Origin of the sequence: Cryobacterium fucosi, assembly GCF_004403515.1 — a bacterium.
Taxonomy (GTDB): Bacteria; Actinomycetota; Actinomycetes; order Actinomycetales; family Microbacteriaceae; genus Cryobacterium; species Cryobacterium fucosi.
In genome coordinates, this window is the sequence record NZ_SOHH01000024.1 from 21,778 (window position 1) to 37,108 (window position 15,331).

13 protein-coding genes are annotated in these 15,331 nt (G+C 69.1%); 8 read left to right on the plus strand and 5 right to left on the minus strand.

The features are described from left to right. Position 1 precedes the first annotated feature (1 nt). Positions 2–847 carry a DUF4349 domain-containing protein gene (locus E3T48_RS01945; RefSeq protein WP_134522201.1) on the minus strand — a complete coding sequence of 282 codons (846 nt, stop codon included), beginning with the start codon at positions 845–847 and terminating at the stop codon, positions 2–4. A 114-nt stretch (positions 848–961) separates the two neighbouring features. On the opposite strand from E3T48_RS01945, the gene E3T48_RS01950 reads away from it, so the two are divergent. Together E3T48_RS01950 and E3T48_RS01955 are read left to right on the plus strand one after the other, a co-directional pair. Beyond that, positions 962–1,855 (plus strand): alpha/beta fold hydrolase, encoded by an 894-nt coding sequence (locus E3T48_RS01950; RefSeq protein WP_134522202.1) that lies wholly within the window; start codon positions 962–964, stop codon positions 1,853–1,855. Positions 1,856–1,899: 44 nt separating this feature from the next. Next, positions 1,900–2,886 (plus strand): aldo/keto reductase, encoded by a 987-nt coding sequence (locus E3T48_RS01955; RefSeq protein WP_134522203.1) that lies wholly within the window; start codon positions 1,900–1,902, stop codon positions 2,884–2,886. Positions 2,887–2,893: 7 nt separating this feature from the next. On the opposite strand, the gene E3T48_RS01960 is transcribed toward E3T48_RS01955, so the two are convergent. The 3 genes from E3T48_RS01960 to E3T48_RS01970 all read right to left on the minus strand — a co-directional run bounded on the left by E3T48_RS01960 (position 2,894) and on the right by E3T48_RS01970 (position 5,314). Continuing rightward, the gene (locus tag E3T48_RS01960; RefSeq protein WP_134522204.1) at positions 2,894–3,088 is read right to left on the minus strand and encodes a hypothetical protein; all 195 of its coding nucleotides are present in this window, start codon (positions 3,086–3,088) and stop codon (positions 2,894–2,896) included. A 152-nt stretch (positions 3,089–3,240) separates the two neighbouring features. Next, positions 3,241–4,065 (minus strand): aldo/keto reductase, encoded by an 825-nt coding sequence (locus E3T48_RS01965; protein ID WP_134522205.1) that lies wholly within the window; start codon positions 4,063–4,065, stop codon positions 3,241–3,243. A gap of 40 nt (positions 4,066–4,105) precedes the next feature. After that, positions 4,106–5,314, minus strand: a complete 1,209-nt coding sequence (locus E3T48_RS01970; RefSeq protein ID WP_134522206.1) for an MFS transporter — start codon at positions 5,312–5,314, stop codon at positions 4,106–4,108. 67 nt (positions 5,315–5,381) lie between these two features. On the opposite strand from E3T48_RS01970, the gene E3T48_RS01975 reads away from it, so the two are divergent. The 4 genes from E3T48_RS01975 (at position 5,382) to E3T48_RS01990 (ending at position 9,274) form a co-directional block, all read left to right on the plus strand. Next, a complete protein-coding gene (locus tag E3T48_RS01975; protein WP_134522207.1) occupies positions 5,382–6,233 on the plus strand; it encodes a sulfurtransferase in 852 nt (283 codons plus the stop codon). Positions 6,234–6,569: 336 nt separating this feature from the next. Continuing rightward, positions 6,570–7,457 carry an ABC transporter substrate-binding protein gene (locus tag E3T48_RS01980; RefSeq protein ID WP_134522208.1) on the plus strand — a complete coding sequence of 296 codons (888 nt, stop codon included), beginning with the start codon at positions 6,570–6,572 and terminating at the stop codon, positions 7,455–7,457. A gap of 3 nt (positions 7,458–7,460) precedes the next feature. Further along, entirely contained in the window at positions 7,461–8,477 is a 1,017-nt protein-coding gene (locus E3T48_RS01985) for an amino acid ABC transporter permease (protein WP_420898339.1), read from the plus strand. Continuing rightward, positions 8,474–9,274, plus strand: a complete 801-nt coding sequence (locus E3T48_RS01990; RefSeq protein ID WP_277613511.1) for an amino acid ABC transporter ATP-binding protein — start codon at positions 8,474–8,476, stop codon at positions 9,272–9,274. Before E3T48_RS01985 ends, E3T48_RS01990 begins: the two co-directional genes overlap by 4 nt. Positions 9,275–9,492: 218 nt before the next feature. Here E3T48_RS01990 and hrpA read toward each other — a convergent pair whose 3' ends face one another. Further along, the gene (gene hrpA, locus E3T48_RS01995) at positions 9,493–13,509 is read right to left on the minus strand and encodes an ATP-dependent RNA helicase HrpA (RefSeq protein ID WP_134522209.1); all 4,017 of its coding nucleotides are present in this window, start codon (positions 13,507–13,509) and stop codon (positions 9,493–9,495) included. Positions 13,510–13,597: 88 nt separating this feature from the next. Here hrpA and E3T48_RS02000 point away from each other — a divergent pair, with 88 nt between their 5' ends. Both E3T48_RS02000 and E3T48_RS02005 read left to right on the plus strand, forming a co-directional pair. Then, positions 13,598–14,356 (plus strand): helix-turn-helix transcriptional regulator, encoded by a 759-nt coding sequence (locus E3T48_RS02000; RefSeq protein ID WP_134522210.1) that lies wholly within the window; start codon positions 13,598–13,600, stop codon positions 14,354–14,356. Between the two features lie 76 nt (positions 14,357–14,432). Continuing rightward, a complete protein-coding gene (locus E3T48_RS02005; protein ID WP_134522211.1) occupies positions 14,433–15,266 on the plus strand; it encodes an aldo/keto reductase in 834 nt (277 codons plus the stop codon). Positions 15,267–15,331 lie beyond the last annotated feature (65 nt).

A 15,331-nucleotide genomic window follows, 5' to 3' on the forward strand; every position in this document is an offset into this window, starting at 1 on the left:
CCTAGGCAGCCTTGCGCTTCCTCGTCGACAGCCAGACGATCAGCAGCACGATTGCCGCGACCGCGCCGAGCGCGAGCAGCCACGGCAGGACGAAGCCGATTCCGATCAGGGCGCCGCCCAGGGCCGCGACGAGGGCGTTCCAGCCGGCGACGATTGCGGTCCAGAAGCTGTCGGGGGAGCCGGGAGCGACCGTTCCGGTGGAGTACAGCTCGAGGCTGACGGTGGAGAAATCGACCTGATCCGACAAGTAATCGCGCTGGGACTCCAGGCCCTCCAGCTCACTCTGTCTGGCGGACAGGGCGCCTTCGATGGCGATCAGGTCGGTGGTGTTGGTTGCCTGCTGCATCAGGGTGAGCAGGCGGTCGACCGAGGTTTTCAGTGAGGTGATCCGGGCATCGAGGTCCTGGGTCTGTTGAGTGATATCGGATGCATTCAAGGAGACGAAATTGACGGTGCCGAGTTTCTTCAGCTCGGCGACGGTACGGTCGAGTTCGTTTGAGGGGATGCGCAGGGTCAGGTTGGCGCTCGCCGGCTGGTTCGGGGTGGCCGGGTTCTCGGTGCGGCTGTCGACGCGTCCGCCCGCCTGCTCGGTGATGGTGACGGCATCCTGGGCCGACTTGATCGGGTCCTTCACCGTGATCGACACCGAACCGGTCGTGATCACATCGCGGTTGGAGTACTTGACCTCGCCCGTGGTGCCGTCCTTGACGGCGGAGTCGGGAGAGACCGGCTGGGGGGCTCCGACGACGCCGCCGGAGTCGGACCCCGACGTCGAAGAACCCTGCGCGGAACAACCGGCCAGCAGCAGGACGGCGACGGCCAATGCGGCAACGGATATTCGCTTCATGGCCCCACTGTAGGGTCACGGCGGATGTCACAGACTGGATGCACTCTGGGAGTCGAATCACAATCGCATCTCGGCCGCCTGAACGGACCCGGCCCGGGCGGGGATACTGGAACCATGACCTGGTGGACGGCTCTGATCGAATGGCTCCGTCGGCGACGCCCGCCCCTCCTGCACATCGCCACCGACGAGGGCACCGGCCCGGTGGTGATCCTGGTCCACGGCATCGCGTCGTCGTCGGTGACCTTCCGGGAGGTCGTGCCCCTGCTCGTGCCCGGGCACCGGGTGATCACCGTCGACATCCTCGGCTTCGGCGAGTCTCCGGCCCCCGACGGCTGCGAATACCGGCTCGAAGACCACGTCGATTCGCTCGACGCCACGATCCGGTCCCTGAGACTGCGCGACCCGTTCATCCTCGTCGGCCACTCGCTCGGCAGCCTGATCGTTGCCCGCTTCGCGTCGCTGCCGCGCACCCGGATGTCCCGGCGCAGCCAGGTCGCCCGGGTCGTGCTGGTCGGGCCGCCGGTCTACCTCTCGCCCTCGGACATCGGCGACCGCTGGGTGCGGGCGCGGGTGAGCGCCTACCTGCGCGCCTACGACTTCCTGCGCCTGAACAAGGACTTCACGATCAGCAACGCGGCCATCATCTCCCGGCTGCTCCCCAAGGGGATCTTCGAGATCTCCGAGCGCAACTGGACCCCGTTCGTGAAATCCCTCGAGCACTGCATCGAGTCCCAAACGGTGGTCAGCGACATCGCCAGTCTCAGGGTGCCGGTCGATGTGGTCTACGGCACCCTTGACGCGTTCATCGCGCTGGGCAGCATGACGGTGATCGAACGGATGCGCCACGTCACCATGCATCGGGTCGAGGCCAACGACCACCTGATTCGGCCGCGCCTGGCGAGAGCGCTCGTGGGAGTGATCGACGCGGGCACCGCGGCGGAGACCTCGGTGTCGAGGGCCGCGGTGCCGGCCGGAGAACCGCCCGGGGAACCGCCCGCAAACCGCTGACCTGACGGTGTGGCCCACCGGCCGCCGGTGGATAGGCTGGACGCATGGACACTCGCATACTGGGCAAGACCGGCCGCACCGTCTCCGTGATCGGCCTCGGCACCTGGCAGCTCGGAGCGGACTGGGGCGACGTGACGGAGGCCGACGCGACGACCGTGCTCGCGGCATCCGTCGACGCCGGAGTCACCTTCTTCGACACCGCGGACGTGTACGGCGACGGCCGCAGCGAGCAGATCATCGGCCGCTTCCTCGCGGCCAGCCCGGCCGGCGATCGTGTCACCGTGGCAACGAAGATGGGCCGCCGGGTCGACCAGCTCGCCGAGAACTACGTGCTCGCAAATTTCCGGGCCTGGACCGACCGGTCGCGCGCCAACCTGGGCATGGACACCCTGCACCTCGTGCAGCTGCACTGCCCGCCGAGCGCCGTGGTCGAGTCTGACGAGGTCTACGACGCGCTCGACACCCTGGTCGCCGAGGGCGCGATCGCCAGCTACGGCGTGAGCGTGGAGACCTGCGACGAGGCCCTCGCCGCCATCACCCGGCCAGGCCTTGCCACCGTGCAAATCATCCTCAACGCGTTCCGGCTCAAGCCGCTCGAAGAGGTCGTGCCGGCCGCGCGCGCTGCGGGCGTCGGCATCATTGCCCGGGTTCCTCTCGCGAGCGGCCTGCTGACCGGGAAGTACACGCGCGACACCGCGTTCGCGGCGAACGACCACCGCAACTACAACCGCGACGGCAGCGCCTTCGACGTGGGGGAGACCTTCTCCGGGGTCGACTATGAGACCGGCCTCAAGGCCGCGGCGGAGTTCGCGGCGATCGTGCCGGACGGCCTCACCCCTGCGCAGGCGGCGTTGGCCTGGGTCGCGCAGATCGACGGTGTGAGCTCGGTCATCCCCGGCGCCCGGTCGGTGGCCCAGGCCGAGGGCAACGCGGCGGCCGGCTCCGTCCCGCAGCTCAGCCTCGAGTTCAACGAAGGCGTGCAGGACATCTACGACCGGATGCTGCGCGACCAGATCCACCCGCGCTGGTAGCGGCCCGTCACTGGTCGCGTTCGCGGCCGCGGTGGTCGAGCGTGCCCCGGTGGTCGAGCTTGTCGAGACCCGGTGGTCGAGCGTGCCCCGGTGGTCGAGCGTGTCGAGACCCGGTGGTCGAGCGTGCCTCGGTGGTCGAGCTTGTCGAGACCCGGTGGTCGAGCGTGCCTCGGTGGTCGAGCTTGTCGAGACCCGGTGGCATGATTTCGGCAGGCTCAATCACCGGGGCGGGCTCAATCACCGGGGCGGGCTCAATCACCGGGGCGGGCTCAATCACCGGGGCGGGCTCAATCACCGGGGCGGGCTCAATCACCGGGGCGGGCTCAATCACGGGGCGCCCCGGCAATCCCGTCGTCAGTCCAGGTCGTCCGGGTCCTTTCCGGTGCGCTCGGCGGAGTCGAGGGCGCCGATCGCGGCCAGATCGCCCGCGTCGAGGGCGAAATCGAACACGTCCAGGTTCTCGCGAATGCGCACCGGTGTCACCGACTTCGGGATGACGACGTTGCCGAGCTGGAGGTGCCAGCGGATGGCCACCTGGGCGGCCGACTTGCCGTGCCGCGCCCCGATTCGGTCCAGGGCCGGGTTCCCGATCGCACGGCCGCGGGCCAGCGGCGACCAGGCCTCGGTCAGGATGCCATGGGCCGTGTCGTACTCGCGCACCGCCGACTGCGCCAGCCAGGGGTGAAGCTCGACCTGGTTGATCGCCGGCGCCAGGGCGCCCTCGGCGAGCAGGCGGTCCAGGTGGTGGGTGTGGAAGTTGGACACCCCGATCGAGCGAGCCCGCCCCCCGGCGCGCAGGTGCTCGAGGGCGCGCCACGTCTCCACGTACCGGTCCTGCCGCGGTGCCGGCCAGTGGATCAGGTACAGGTCGACGTAGTCGAGGCCGAGCTTGCCGAGGCTCTCGTCGAAGGCGCGCAGCGTCTCGTCGTAGCCGTGGCGGTCGTTCCACACCTTCGTGGTCACGAACACCTCGTCCCGGGGCAGCCCGGACCGGGCGATGCCCTGGCCGACACCCGTCTCGTTCTCGTAGAGCGCGGCCGTGTCGATGTGACGGTAGCCCGCCTCGAGGGCGACCTGCACCGTGTCGGCGGCCGTGGCATCCGGAACCTTGTACACACCCAGGCCGAGCTGCGGGATGCTGTGTCCGTCGTTGAGCCGAAGCAAGGGTGAGAGGGTCATCCCTCCATTAAACCGCCGTCCGTCTGCCGCGCCGAACGGGTTAGGAGACCTGGACCTGGATCGGGGCGGTGTCGGGGATCGGGCTCGCGTCCCGACCGCGCAGGTCAGGGTGCCAGCGGCGTCCGATCGCGGGGATCAGGGTTCCGAGCGCCGCGAAGCCCGCCGCGACCAGGATCGCCGCGCCCGCCCCGCTGTGGTCGATCATGAAACCGGCGATGGCCGAGCCCATCGCGGCGCCCATCAGCTGGCCGGTGCCGACCCAGCCGTAGGCCTCGGCGGTGTCGCTGAACTTGACGCTCGCGGAGACGATGCCGAAGAGCACGGCGAACGCGGGGGCGATGCCGATGCCGGCGAGCAGGAGGGTGCCGGCGAGCCACCAGAAGTTGAGGCCGAGGGTGGCGAGGCCGAGGCCGACGGTGACGATGAGCATCCGTCCGGCGAGCGCCCACGGCCCGATCGGCGCGTGCCCGAGGGCGAGCCCGCCGACGAGCGACCCGGCCGCGAAGATGCCGAGCACCCAGCCGGAGTCGGAGCTGCCGTGGCCGAACGCGGCGACGACGCCCGCCTCGACCGCGGCGCAGGCGGCCACGAGCATGAAGCCGACGATGGTGCTGAGCATCACCGGCGGGCGTTTGAGCACGGCGCCGAGCTTTCGTCGGCTGCGGGGGATGCGCACCCGTCCGACCTCTGGCAGGGCCACGAACCAGATCCCGCCGCCGATCAGGAACGCGGCGGCGAGCAGGATGCCGGCGACCGAGCTGACCTGGATGGCCACGAAGATGGCGATCACCGGGCCGAGCACCCAGATGATCTCCTGGGCCGATGCATCCAGGGAGAACAACGGGGTGAGCTGGCGGGAGTTGACGATCTTCGGGTAGATGGTGCGCACGGCCGGCTGGATCGGGGGCGTCGACAGGCCCGCGACGAGGCCGATCGCCATCAGGCCGGGGATCGGCAGCGGGACTAGGGCCATCACGATGATCGAGGTCGCGCAGACGATCAGGGTCGACACGATGACGGGGCGCATGCCCCAGCGGCCCATCAGCCGGCTGGTGAGCGGTCCGGCGACGGCCTGGCCGATGCTCATGGCGCCGAGCACGAGGCCCGCAGCGCCGTAGGAGTCGTAGACCCGCTCGATGTGGATCAGGAACGCCAGCGAGAGCATCCCGAACGGGAACCTGGCGGTGAGCTGTGCGGCGATGACGCGAGCAACGCCCGGGGTCTTCAGAAGGGTCCAGTAGCTGCTCACAATTACTCAAGTCTATGGCCGCGGGCGCGCCGGCCCCCTTACGGTGCACACGGACTAGCGTTGATTCGTGCACACTCTGATTTCGGCCGATGACCTGTCCCGCCGACTGGATGGGCGGGACGATATCCGCGTGCTCGACGTGCGTTGGAGACTGGGAGGCCCGCCCGGTCTCGGCGAGTATCGCGCCGGTCACATCCCCGGCGCAGTCTATGTCGACCTCGACACCGAGCTCGCGGGGCATGGCGCCCCGGAGGAGGGACGGCATCCGCTGCCGGTCGTCGCCGATCTGCAGGCCGCGGCCAGGCGGTGGGGACTCCACGACGGCGACACCGTCGTGGTCTACGACGACCTCGGCTCCCAGTCGGCGGCGAGGGCGTGGTGGCTGCTGCGGCACGCGGGGATGGGCGACGTGCTGCTGCTCGACGGCGCGCTGGCCGCGTGGCGCTCGGCGGGCCTTCCCCTGGCCGGGGGCGACGAGGCGCGGCCCGTGGCCGGCACGGTGCACCTGGCCTACGGCGCGCTCGCGACCATCGACGCGGACACCGCCGCCGCGATCGCCCGCACCGGCATCCTCCTCGACGCTCGCGCCGGGGCCCGCTACCGCGGCGAGACGGAACCGATCGACCCGCGGGCGGGTCACATCCCCGGGGCGATCAGCGCCCCGACCAGCGACAACCTCAGGGCCGACGGGCGATTCCGGCCGGCCGAGGAGCTGCGCGAGCGGTTCGAGGCGCTGGGCGTGACCGCGATGCGGCCGGTCGGCGTCTACTGCGGGTCGGGCGTCACCGCCGCGCACGAGGCCGCGGCGCTGGCAATCGCCGGATTCGTGCCCTACCTCTACCCGGGCTCGTGGTCGCAGTGGTCCAACCTGCCGGATCGCCCGGTCGAGACCGGTGAGGCGCCGCCGACGACGGGATAGGCGATCCGCGGCAGCCCGCTCAGGCATGGGGCGTCACGGTCGGAACGGAGATTCTGCCGACACGCCGCGAGAGCGGCCACGCGCCGCGGCGAGTCGCGAAAAACTCCATCTCGAACGGTCGCCCTGGATCGACCCGGTCGCTGCGAAATCCGCGCGAAACACACGGCGGCCATACTGGTCCAGGGTAGGTCCGACGCTCGGGATAGCCGGTTCAAAACGTTATCTGCGCACGGAATCCGCGTCATCGAGGTGTTATATGCTCGCATTTGTCGCAAACCGCTCACGGACCTCAATGACGAACCCGCAACATCCGACAACCATGAAGAAGGCCTCGCAATGCGCCCCAAATACCTCCTCCCCGCCCTGGCCGCCGTGGCCGCCCTGACGCTCACCGGCTGCGTGAACAACTCCACCCCGGCCACCGGCGGCTCGAGCTCCGCCAGCGTGACGAAGGACGACAAGGCCGCGGCACTGCTTCCCGCCGACATCGCCAAGAAGGGCAAGCTCGTCGTCGGCACCGACCCGACCTACGCCCCCAACGAGTTCAAGGACGAGGCCGGCGCGCCGATCGGCTGGGGCATCGAGATCGCCAGCGCCGTTGCGGGCAAGCTCGGCCTGAAGGCGGAGTTCCAGGTCGCCAAGTTCGACAACATCATCCCGAGCGTCACCGGCGGCAAGGCCGACATCGGAGAGTCGTCGTTCACCGACACCGTCGAGCGGGAGAAGCAGGTCGACTTCGTCAACTACTACACGGCCGGCATCCAGTGGGCCTCCGCCAAGGGCAAGGAGGTCGACCCCGACAACGCCTGCGGTCTGAAGGTCGCCGTGCAGGCCACCACCTTCGAGGACACCGACGAGGTCCCGGCCAAGAGCGACGCCTGCGTCGCCGCCGGCAAGCCGCCGATCGACAAGCTCAAGTTCGACACGCAGGATGCCGCCACCAACGCGGTCGTGCTCGGCCAGGCCGACGCCCTCAGTGCCGACTCGCCTGTCACCCTCTACGCGATCGAGCAGACCAAGGGCAAGCTGCAGCTCGCGGGCAAGACCTTCGACGTGGCGCCGTACGGCATCGTGGTCAAGAAGAACTCCGACCTCACCAAGGCAGTGCAGGCCGCCCTCCAGTCGATGGTCGACGACGGTTCGTACGGCAAGATCCTTGACAAGTGGGGTGTGGCCGACGGCGGCATCGACACGATCACGATCAACGCAGCCGCGAACGGTTAGCCCGTGAGCACCACAGAACGCACCGGCGCGTCGGCGGGGGCAACCCCGCCGGCGCCCGAACCGGCCTCCGTGCCGATCAAGGCGATCAGGTTGCGGCATCCGTGGCGCATGGTCTTCGCGGTCCTGATCGTCGTGGTCTTCGCGCTCTTGATGATCGATGCGGCCTTCCGCCCGGCCTACGACTGGCCGTCGGTGGGCAAGTACCTCTTCGACCGGCGGATCTCGCAGGCCGCCGTCGTCACGATCGCGCTGACGGTCTATTCAATGGTGATCGCAATCGTCCTCGGTGTGATCCTGGCCGTGATGCGGCTCTCGCCGAACCCCGTGGTGAAGAGCGTGGCCTGGTTCTATCTCTGGGTCTTCCGCGGCACACCGGTCTACGTGCAGCTGACGATCTGGGGTCTGATCTCGCTGATCTACTCGAGGATCGACATCGGAATCCCGTTCACCGAGCCGTGGCTGTCGTTTCAGACGGGTGACCTGCTGAGCCTGTTCACCATCGCCGTGATCGGCCTGTCACTCAACGAGGCCGCCTACATGGCGGAGATCGTGCGCGCCGGACTGCTCGCGGTGGACCGCGGCCAGGAGGAAGCGGCCACCGCACTCGGCATGAGCTGGGCGCAGACGATGACCAGGGTCATCCTGCCGCAGTCGATGCGGGTGATCATCCCGCCGACCGGGAACGAGGTCATCAGCATGCTGAAGACCACGTCGCTGGTCACCGCGGTGCCGCTCAGTACGGAGCTGTTCACCCGGTCCAGAGACATTTCCGCCGAAACATTCAATCCGATCCCGCTGCTCATCGTTGCGTCACTGTGGTATCTGCTCTTCACCTCGATCCTGATGGTGGGTCAGTACTTCCTCGAGAAGAGGTTCGCGCGCGGGGTCGGCGACCGCCAGACGGAGAAGAAGGACCCAGGCACGGCCACTGGCGCATTCACGGGCGTGATGCCCGTCGTCGGTTCCGACCCGCCCGCAGTGATCGTTCCACCGAAAAACGCACCTGGAGGTACGCGATGAGCGCCATGAACGTGCCGATGGCGCAATCCCGCCCGGAGGTGCCGATGGTGCTGGCCGAGCAGGTCTCGAAGAGCTTCGGCTCGAACGAGGTGCTCAAGAGCATCTCCCTCGAGGTAAAGCGCGGGGAGGTGATGTGCCTGGTCGGCCCGAGCGGGTCGGGCAAGTCCACCTTCCTGCGCTGCATCAACCACCTCGAGGTGCTCTCCGCGGGTCGGTTGAGCGTCGACGGTGAACTGATCGGCTACCGCGAGTCCCACGGCAAGCTCTATGAGATGGCGCCGAAGGAAGCGGCCAAGCAGCGCCGCGACATCGGCATGGTCTTCCAGCGTTTCAACCTCTTCCCGCACATGACGGCGCTGCAGAACGTGATGGAGGCGCCGATCCGGGTGAAGGGACTGCCCAAGGCCCAAGTCGAGCAGACCGCGCGCGACCTGCTCGCCCGGGTGGGACTGGCCGAACGCGCCGACTACTACCCGGCGCACCTATCCGGCGGCCAGCAGCAGCGGGTCGCCATCGCCAGGGCACTCGCGATGGAGCCCAAACTGATGCTCTTCGACGAGCCGACCAGCGCTCTCGACCCCGAGCTCGTCGGCGAGGTGCTCGACGTGATGAAGGGCCTGGCCAAGTCGGGCATGACCATGATCGTGGTCACCCACGAGATGGGATTCGCCAAGGAGGTGGCCGATTCGCTCGTCTTCATGGACGGCGGGGTGGTCGTCGAGGCCGGCGACCCCGACGAGGTGCTGACCAATCCGCAGCACCGGCGCACCCAGGCGTTCCTCTCCAAGGTGCTGTAGCCGGTAGATCCGGTCAGCGGATGCCTGGCGATCTCGTCCGACTAGATCTCGTCGAGTTCTATCTTTTCGGTCGAGACCGACTCGCGCACGTGACGGGTTCGACCGAAAAGGTCGATCTCGGCGAGGTGAGCTCGGCGAGGTGCGCTCGGCGAGGTGAGCTCGGCGAGGTGAGCTCGGCGAGGTGCGAAAGGAGGGACGGGCGAGCGGCCGGGAGAAGGTCAGCTCGTGAGCACCTTGTGGATGCGCTGCAGGGAGACGGACTCCGCGGCCTTCAGCTCCTGGGCGAAGAGGCTGATCCGCAGTTCCTCGATCATCCAGCGGGCGCGCACCAGGTTCGCCGGGGAGTCGGGGGCCAGGGGGATCCGGCCGCCGGCATCCGTGTACCGCGTGGTCGCAGCCTGGCTCTCGTTCATCCAGACCCGGTCGCGGCTCGGGTTGTCGCCGAGCTTCACGATCCGTGAGCTGATCCCGCCGAGGTAGCGCGGCAGGTGCCGGAGCTGGGCGAGGCCGGTGGCGCTGACGAAGCCGGGGTAGACCAGCCCGGCCAGCTGGGCGCGGGCATCCGTCAACGCCGGAAGCAGGGCCATACTGGTGGATGCCTTGAGTGCCTTGTCTGCGGCCCGGGACGCCGTGAGGATGCGCGCGAGAAGGCCGACGGCCTCGAACATCGAGTCCATGACCACGCCGGAGACCCGGTCCCGGATGGTGTCGAATTCGGCCTTCATGAACACCTGCCCGCCGGGCTTCACCCGGAACAGCACGTCGTCGACGCTCGCGGCCAGGCAGTCGTCGAACAGCGCCTGGGTCGACCGGTACGGGCTGGTGGCGAGGCTGAGCTTTTCGGCCCCGGTGAGGTGCTGCTGCACGTAGGCGACCGGCGAGGGGGTGGCCAGCAGGAGCAGGCGGCGCACCCCGCCGGGCAGGGTCCGGGCCTGCTCGGCCTCGGTGCTCATCATCCGGATCGCCACCGACTGGCCCTCGTCGACCAGGGTCGGGTAGCCGCGGATCGTGTTGTCGCCCTGCTTGGTGTCGATGAAGCGGGGCAGCTCCGCGAAATCCCAGGTGGTCAGCCCGGTGCGCTCGATCGCGTTGGCGGGGGTGGCCGCGGATGCCTTCGCCACGCTTTCGCGGGCCCGGCTGCCCAGGCGGCGTTGCAGCTCCCGCAGATCCTTGCCCGAGGCCAGCGGGCGGCCGCGTTCGTCGACGATCCGGAACGTCATCCTGAGGTGCGCCGCCACCCGGTCCTGGTCGAAGTCGCCCGCGGTGACCGGAACGTAGGTCAGCCGCTGGATCAGGGCGGCGAGGGTCTCGGTGAAGGGGGTCTCGACAGGCTCGACCACCGGGCGTCTGGTCTCGACGGGCTCGACCACCGGGCGTCTGGTCTCGACGGGCTCGACCACCGGGCGTCTGGTCTCGACGGGCTCGACCACCGGGCGTCTGGTCTCGACGGGCTCGACCACCGGGGGCTCGACCAGCGAGGGCTCGACCAGCGAGGGGGCGGGCGGCAGCTCGGTGAGCAGGCGCGCCGCCCAGTCGGCCGCCGGCACGACGTTGCGCCGGATGCTCTTCGGCAGCGACTTGATCAGAGCGGTGACCAGCTCGGCGCGGAGCCCGGGCACCTGCCAGTCGAAGCCGGCAGGGGACAGCCGGGCCAGCAGCGCCAGCGGGATCTGCACGGTGACGCCGTCGTCCTCCTCGCCCGGCTCGAACCGGTAGCGGAGGCTGAACCGCTGGTCGCCCTGGTGCCAGACCGGCGGGAAGACGGCCTCGTCGATTTCCGGCGCGTCCTCGGGCGCGAGCGCTTCGGCCGTCATCGTGAGCAGGTCGGGGGTCGCCGCCCTGGCCGAGCGCCACCAGGTTTCGAAGGTTCGGGTGGAACAGACATCCGCCGGGATACGCGTCTGATAGAACTCGAACACGGCCTCGTCGTCGAACAGGATGTCCCGCCGCCGGGTGCGCTCCTCCAGCTCGGCCAGTTCGGTGCGCAGCTTCTTGTTGGCCCGGTCGAACGCGGTGACCCGCTGGTCGACCCGGTCGAGGTCCCACTCGCCCTCGACCAGGGCGTGCCGGATGAACAGGTCACGGGCGTACGCGGGGTCGACTCGGGCGAACTGGATGCGGCGGCGCGGCACGATCGGCACCCCGTAGAGGGTGACCCGCTCGTAGGCGACGACCGCGCCCTGCTTCTTCTCCCAGTGCGGCTCCGAGAAGCTCCGTTTGCAGAGGTCGCCCGCGAGCGGTTCGGCCCAGGCCGGGTCGATGACGGCGTTCATCCGGGCGAACAGGCGGCTGGTCTCGACCAGTTCGGCGCTCATCACGGCGTTCGGCTGCTTCTTCGCCAGGGATGAACCGGGGAAGATCACGAAGCGTTGCTGGCGAGCGCCGATGTAGTCCTTCTTGGCGGTGTCCTTGAGGCCGAGATGCGAGAGCAGCCCGGCGAGCAGGGAGCGGTGGATGCCGTCGGGGTTCACGCTCGCCTCTCCGCCAGCTTTGGAGTCAAACACAGCCAGGCCGAGCGGTTTCGCCATCTGCCGGAGCTGCTTGTAGACGTCCTGCCACTCGCGCACCCGCAGGTAGTTGAGGAACTCGTTCTTGCACAGGCGCCGGAAGGCGCTGGAGCCGAGCTCCTTCTGCTGGGTCTCAAGGTAGTTCCAGAGGTTGAGCAGGCCGAGGAAGTCGCTGGTCGGGTCCGCGAACCGGGCGTGTTGCTGGTCGGCCTGGGCGCGGCGTTCGAGCGGGCGTTCGCGCGGGTCCTGGATGGTGAGCCCGGCGACGATCGCCATCACCTCGCGGCTGGTGCCCTGGGTCTTCGACTCCACCACCATCCGGCCGAACCGGGGGTCGATCGGCAGCTTCGCGAGCTGCTGGCCGATCCGGGTGAGCCTGGCGGTCTTGTCGGTACTGACGCCGCCGCTCGCCTTGCCACCGCCGGTGCCCGGGGCGACCGCGCCGAGCTCGGCGAGCAGGTCGAGGCCGTCCTTGATGCCGCGGGAGTCGGGCGGGGTCAGGAACGGGAACGCGGCGATGTCGCCAAGGCCGAGCGAGATCATCTGCAGGATGACGGCGGCGAGGTTGGTGCGCAGGACCTCCGGCTCGGTGAACTCGGGCCGCCGGGTGAAGTCCTCCTCCGAATACAGCCGGATCGCGATGCCGTCGCTGGTGCGCCCGCTCCGGCCGGAGCGCTGGTTCGCCGAGGCCTGACTGATCGCCTCGATCGGCAGCCGCTGCACCTTCGAGCGCACGCTGTACCGGCTGATCCGGGCGGTCCCGGCGTCAATGACATAACGGATGCCCGGAACGGTCAGGCTGGTCTCGGCCACGTTGGTCGCGAGCACGATCCGGCGCCGCACCCCGGCCACGGCCGAGCGCTGGAACACCTTGTGCTGGTCGGCGGCGGAGAGCCGGCCGTAGAGGGGGAGCACCTCGGTGGGGCTGCCGCGCCCGGCGGCGGCGAACTTGCCCTGCAGGGCGTCGGCCGCGTCACGGATCTCGGTCTCACCGCTGAGGAAGACGAGCACGTCGCCGCTGGACTCCCGGTCGAGCTCGTCGAGCGCGGCGGAGATGCCCTCGATGTAATCGCGGTCGACGGCGGGCGCGGCATCCGTCAGTTCGTCGTCGTCCATCGCCTCTGCGACGAGCGGGCGGTAGCGGATCTCGACCGGGTAGGTGCGGCCGGAAACCTCGATGATCGGGGCCGGCGTGCCGTCGGCGGCCGCGAAATGCTCGGCGAAGCTCTGCGGGTCGATCGTGGCCGAGGTGATGATGAGCTTGAGGTCGGGGCGCTGCGGCAGGAGCTGGCGCAGGTAACCGAGCAGGAAGTCGATGTTGAGGCTGCGCTCGTGCGCCTCGTCGATGATGATCGTGTCGTACTTGCGCAGCATCCGGTCGCGGTGCATCTCGTTGAGCAGGATGCCGTCGGTCATCAGCTTGATCCGGGTCTCCGGCCCGACCTGGTCGGTGAAGCGCACCTGGTAGCCGACGGTCTGGCCGACCTCCTGGCCCAGTTCCTCCGCAATTCGCTCGGCGATGGTGCGGGCGGCGAGGCGGCGCGGCTGGGTGTGGCCGATGCTGGTGCGGCCGAGTTCGAGGCAGATCTTCGGCAGCTGGGTGGTCTTGCCTGAGCCGGTCGCTCCGGCGACGATCACCACCTGGTTGTCCCGGATGGCGCGCGCGATATCCTCGCGGCGCTGGCTGACCGGGAGCTCGGGCGGGAAGGTGATGACGACGGGGATCATGAGCCTTCCATCGTATTCCAAGCCGTGCGACGTCCGGGTGCGCCGCCCGCCGTGCCCCACTTTAACCGCACGATGTTAGCATCAATGCATGAACCCGGAGGTTGGGCACGGAGGACGGCACGCCGCCCTCGCCTCCGACGCGCGCCGGCAGGTGCTCGAACTGCTCATGGGGTCACCCAATCCGTTCGATGCGGCCGCCGTGGCGACTCGGGTCGGAATGCATATCACGACCGCCCGGTTCCACCTCGAACAGCTCGAGGGCGCCGGGCTGATCCGGCGTTCCGTGGAGCGGGCCGGCACACGCGGGCGGCCGCGCATCCTCTTCAGCATCGGTCCGGCCGCCCGGGAGGACTCGGCCAGGCACGACCTGGGCCAGGCCCTGGCCGGCGCTCTGGCTGAGGATGTCGACGGCGGGCGGGCGAGGTCGATTCGGGCCGGCGAGCACTGGGCCGACGCCTTCGCCGGGGAGCTCGCCGGGCGCGCCGGCGAGGGCGCACTGCCCCTCCTGCAGATCCTGGACCGGCTGGGTTTCGACCCCGTTGTGGAGGTTTCGGATGAGGCCGGTGAGGAGGACGACGCAGGCGCGGGCGATTCAGATGCTGTCGCTGTCGCTGGTGGCGCGGTCGAGGCTACCGTCATCAACCTCGTGGCCTGCCCGTTCCGCGCCGACGCCCGGGCGTCCCCCGAGGTGATCTGCTCCGTCCACCTGGGCCTCATCCGGGGCATCGTCCGGGACCTCGGACACGACCCGGAGGGCACCCTGCTGCTCCCCTTCGTGGGCCCGGAGCTGTGCCAGGTTCGGCTGCGTGGTTCGTGGCCGTCCGCCGGGGGTGCGTCTCGGGAGTAGCCGGGTGCGTCGCCGGAGTGGCCGGGGGAGTTGCCGCGTTCACTCTCCGTTCGGGCGCGGCCCCTAGGGTGGGGCCATGAAGACTCCTGTTCCCACCCTCACCCTCAATGACGGCCACACCATTCCGCAGCTCGGTTTCGGCGTGTTCAAGGTGGAGCCGGAGGAGACGCAGCGCATCGTCTCCGACGCGCTGCAGGTGGGCTATCGGCACATCGACACCGCCGCCATCTACGGCAATGAGGAGGGAGTCGGTTTCGCGCTCGCGGCATCCGGAATCTCCCGCGCCGACCTGTTCGTCACGACCAAGCTGTGGAACGACCGGCAGGGCACCGAGTCCGCGTTCGACGCGTTCGACGAGAGTCTGGAGAAGCTCGGCCTGGACTATGTCGACCTCTACCTGATCCACTGGCCGACGCCCGCGAAAGACCGCTACGTCGAAAGCTGGAAGGCGCTCGAGCAGATCCGCGAGTCCGGCCGGGCCCGCTCGATCGGCGTCTCCAACTTTCTCGTGCCGCACCTCGACCGCCTGCTCATCGAGACGGACATCGTGCCGGCCGTCAACCAGATCGAACTGCACCCGGCGCACCAGCAGCGCGAGCTGACCGAGTTCGCCCGGGCGCAGGGAATCGCGGTCGAGGCCTGGGGGCCGCTCGGCCAGGGCAAGTACCCGCTCCTCGAGGAGCCCGTCGTGGCGGTCGCGGCAGAGGCGCACGGGAAGACGCCCGCGCAGGTCGTGATCCGGTGGCACCTGCAAACCGGAAACATACTCTTCCCCAAGTCGAACCGGCGTGCGCGGATGATCGAGAACCTCGACGTCTTCGACTTCGAGCTCAGCCGCACCGAGCTCGCCACCATCTCCTCCCTGGAGCGCGCGGGCCGGGTCAGCTCCCACCCCAACGACGTGAACTAGGGCGAGTCTCCTCAGCTGCTACCAACGATATGCCGGTGACCGTGACGGCGCCGGCGGTGGTCGCG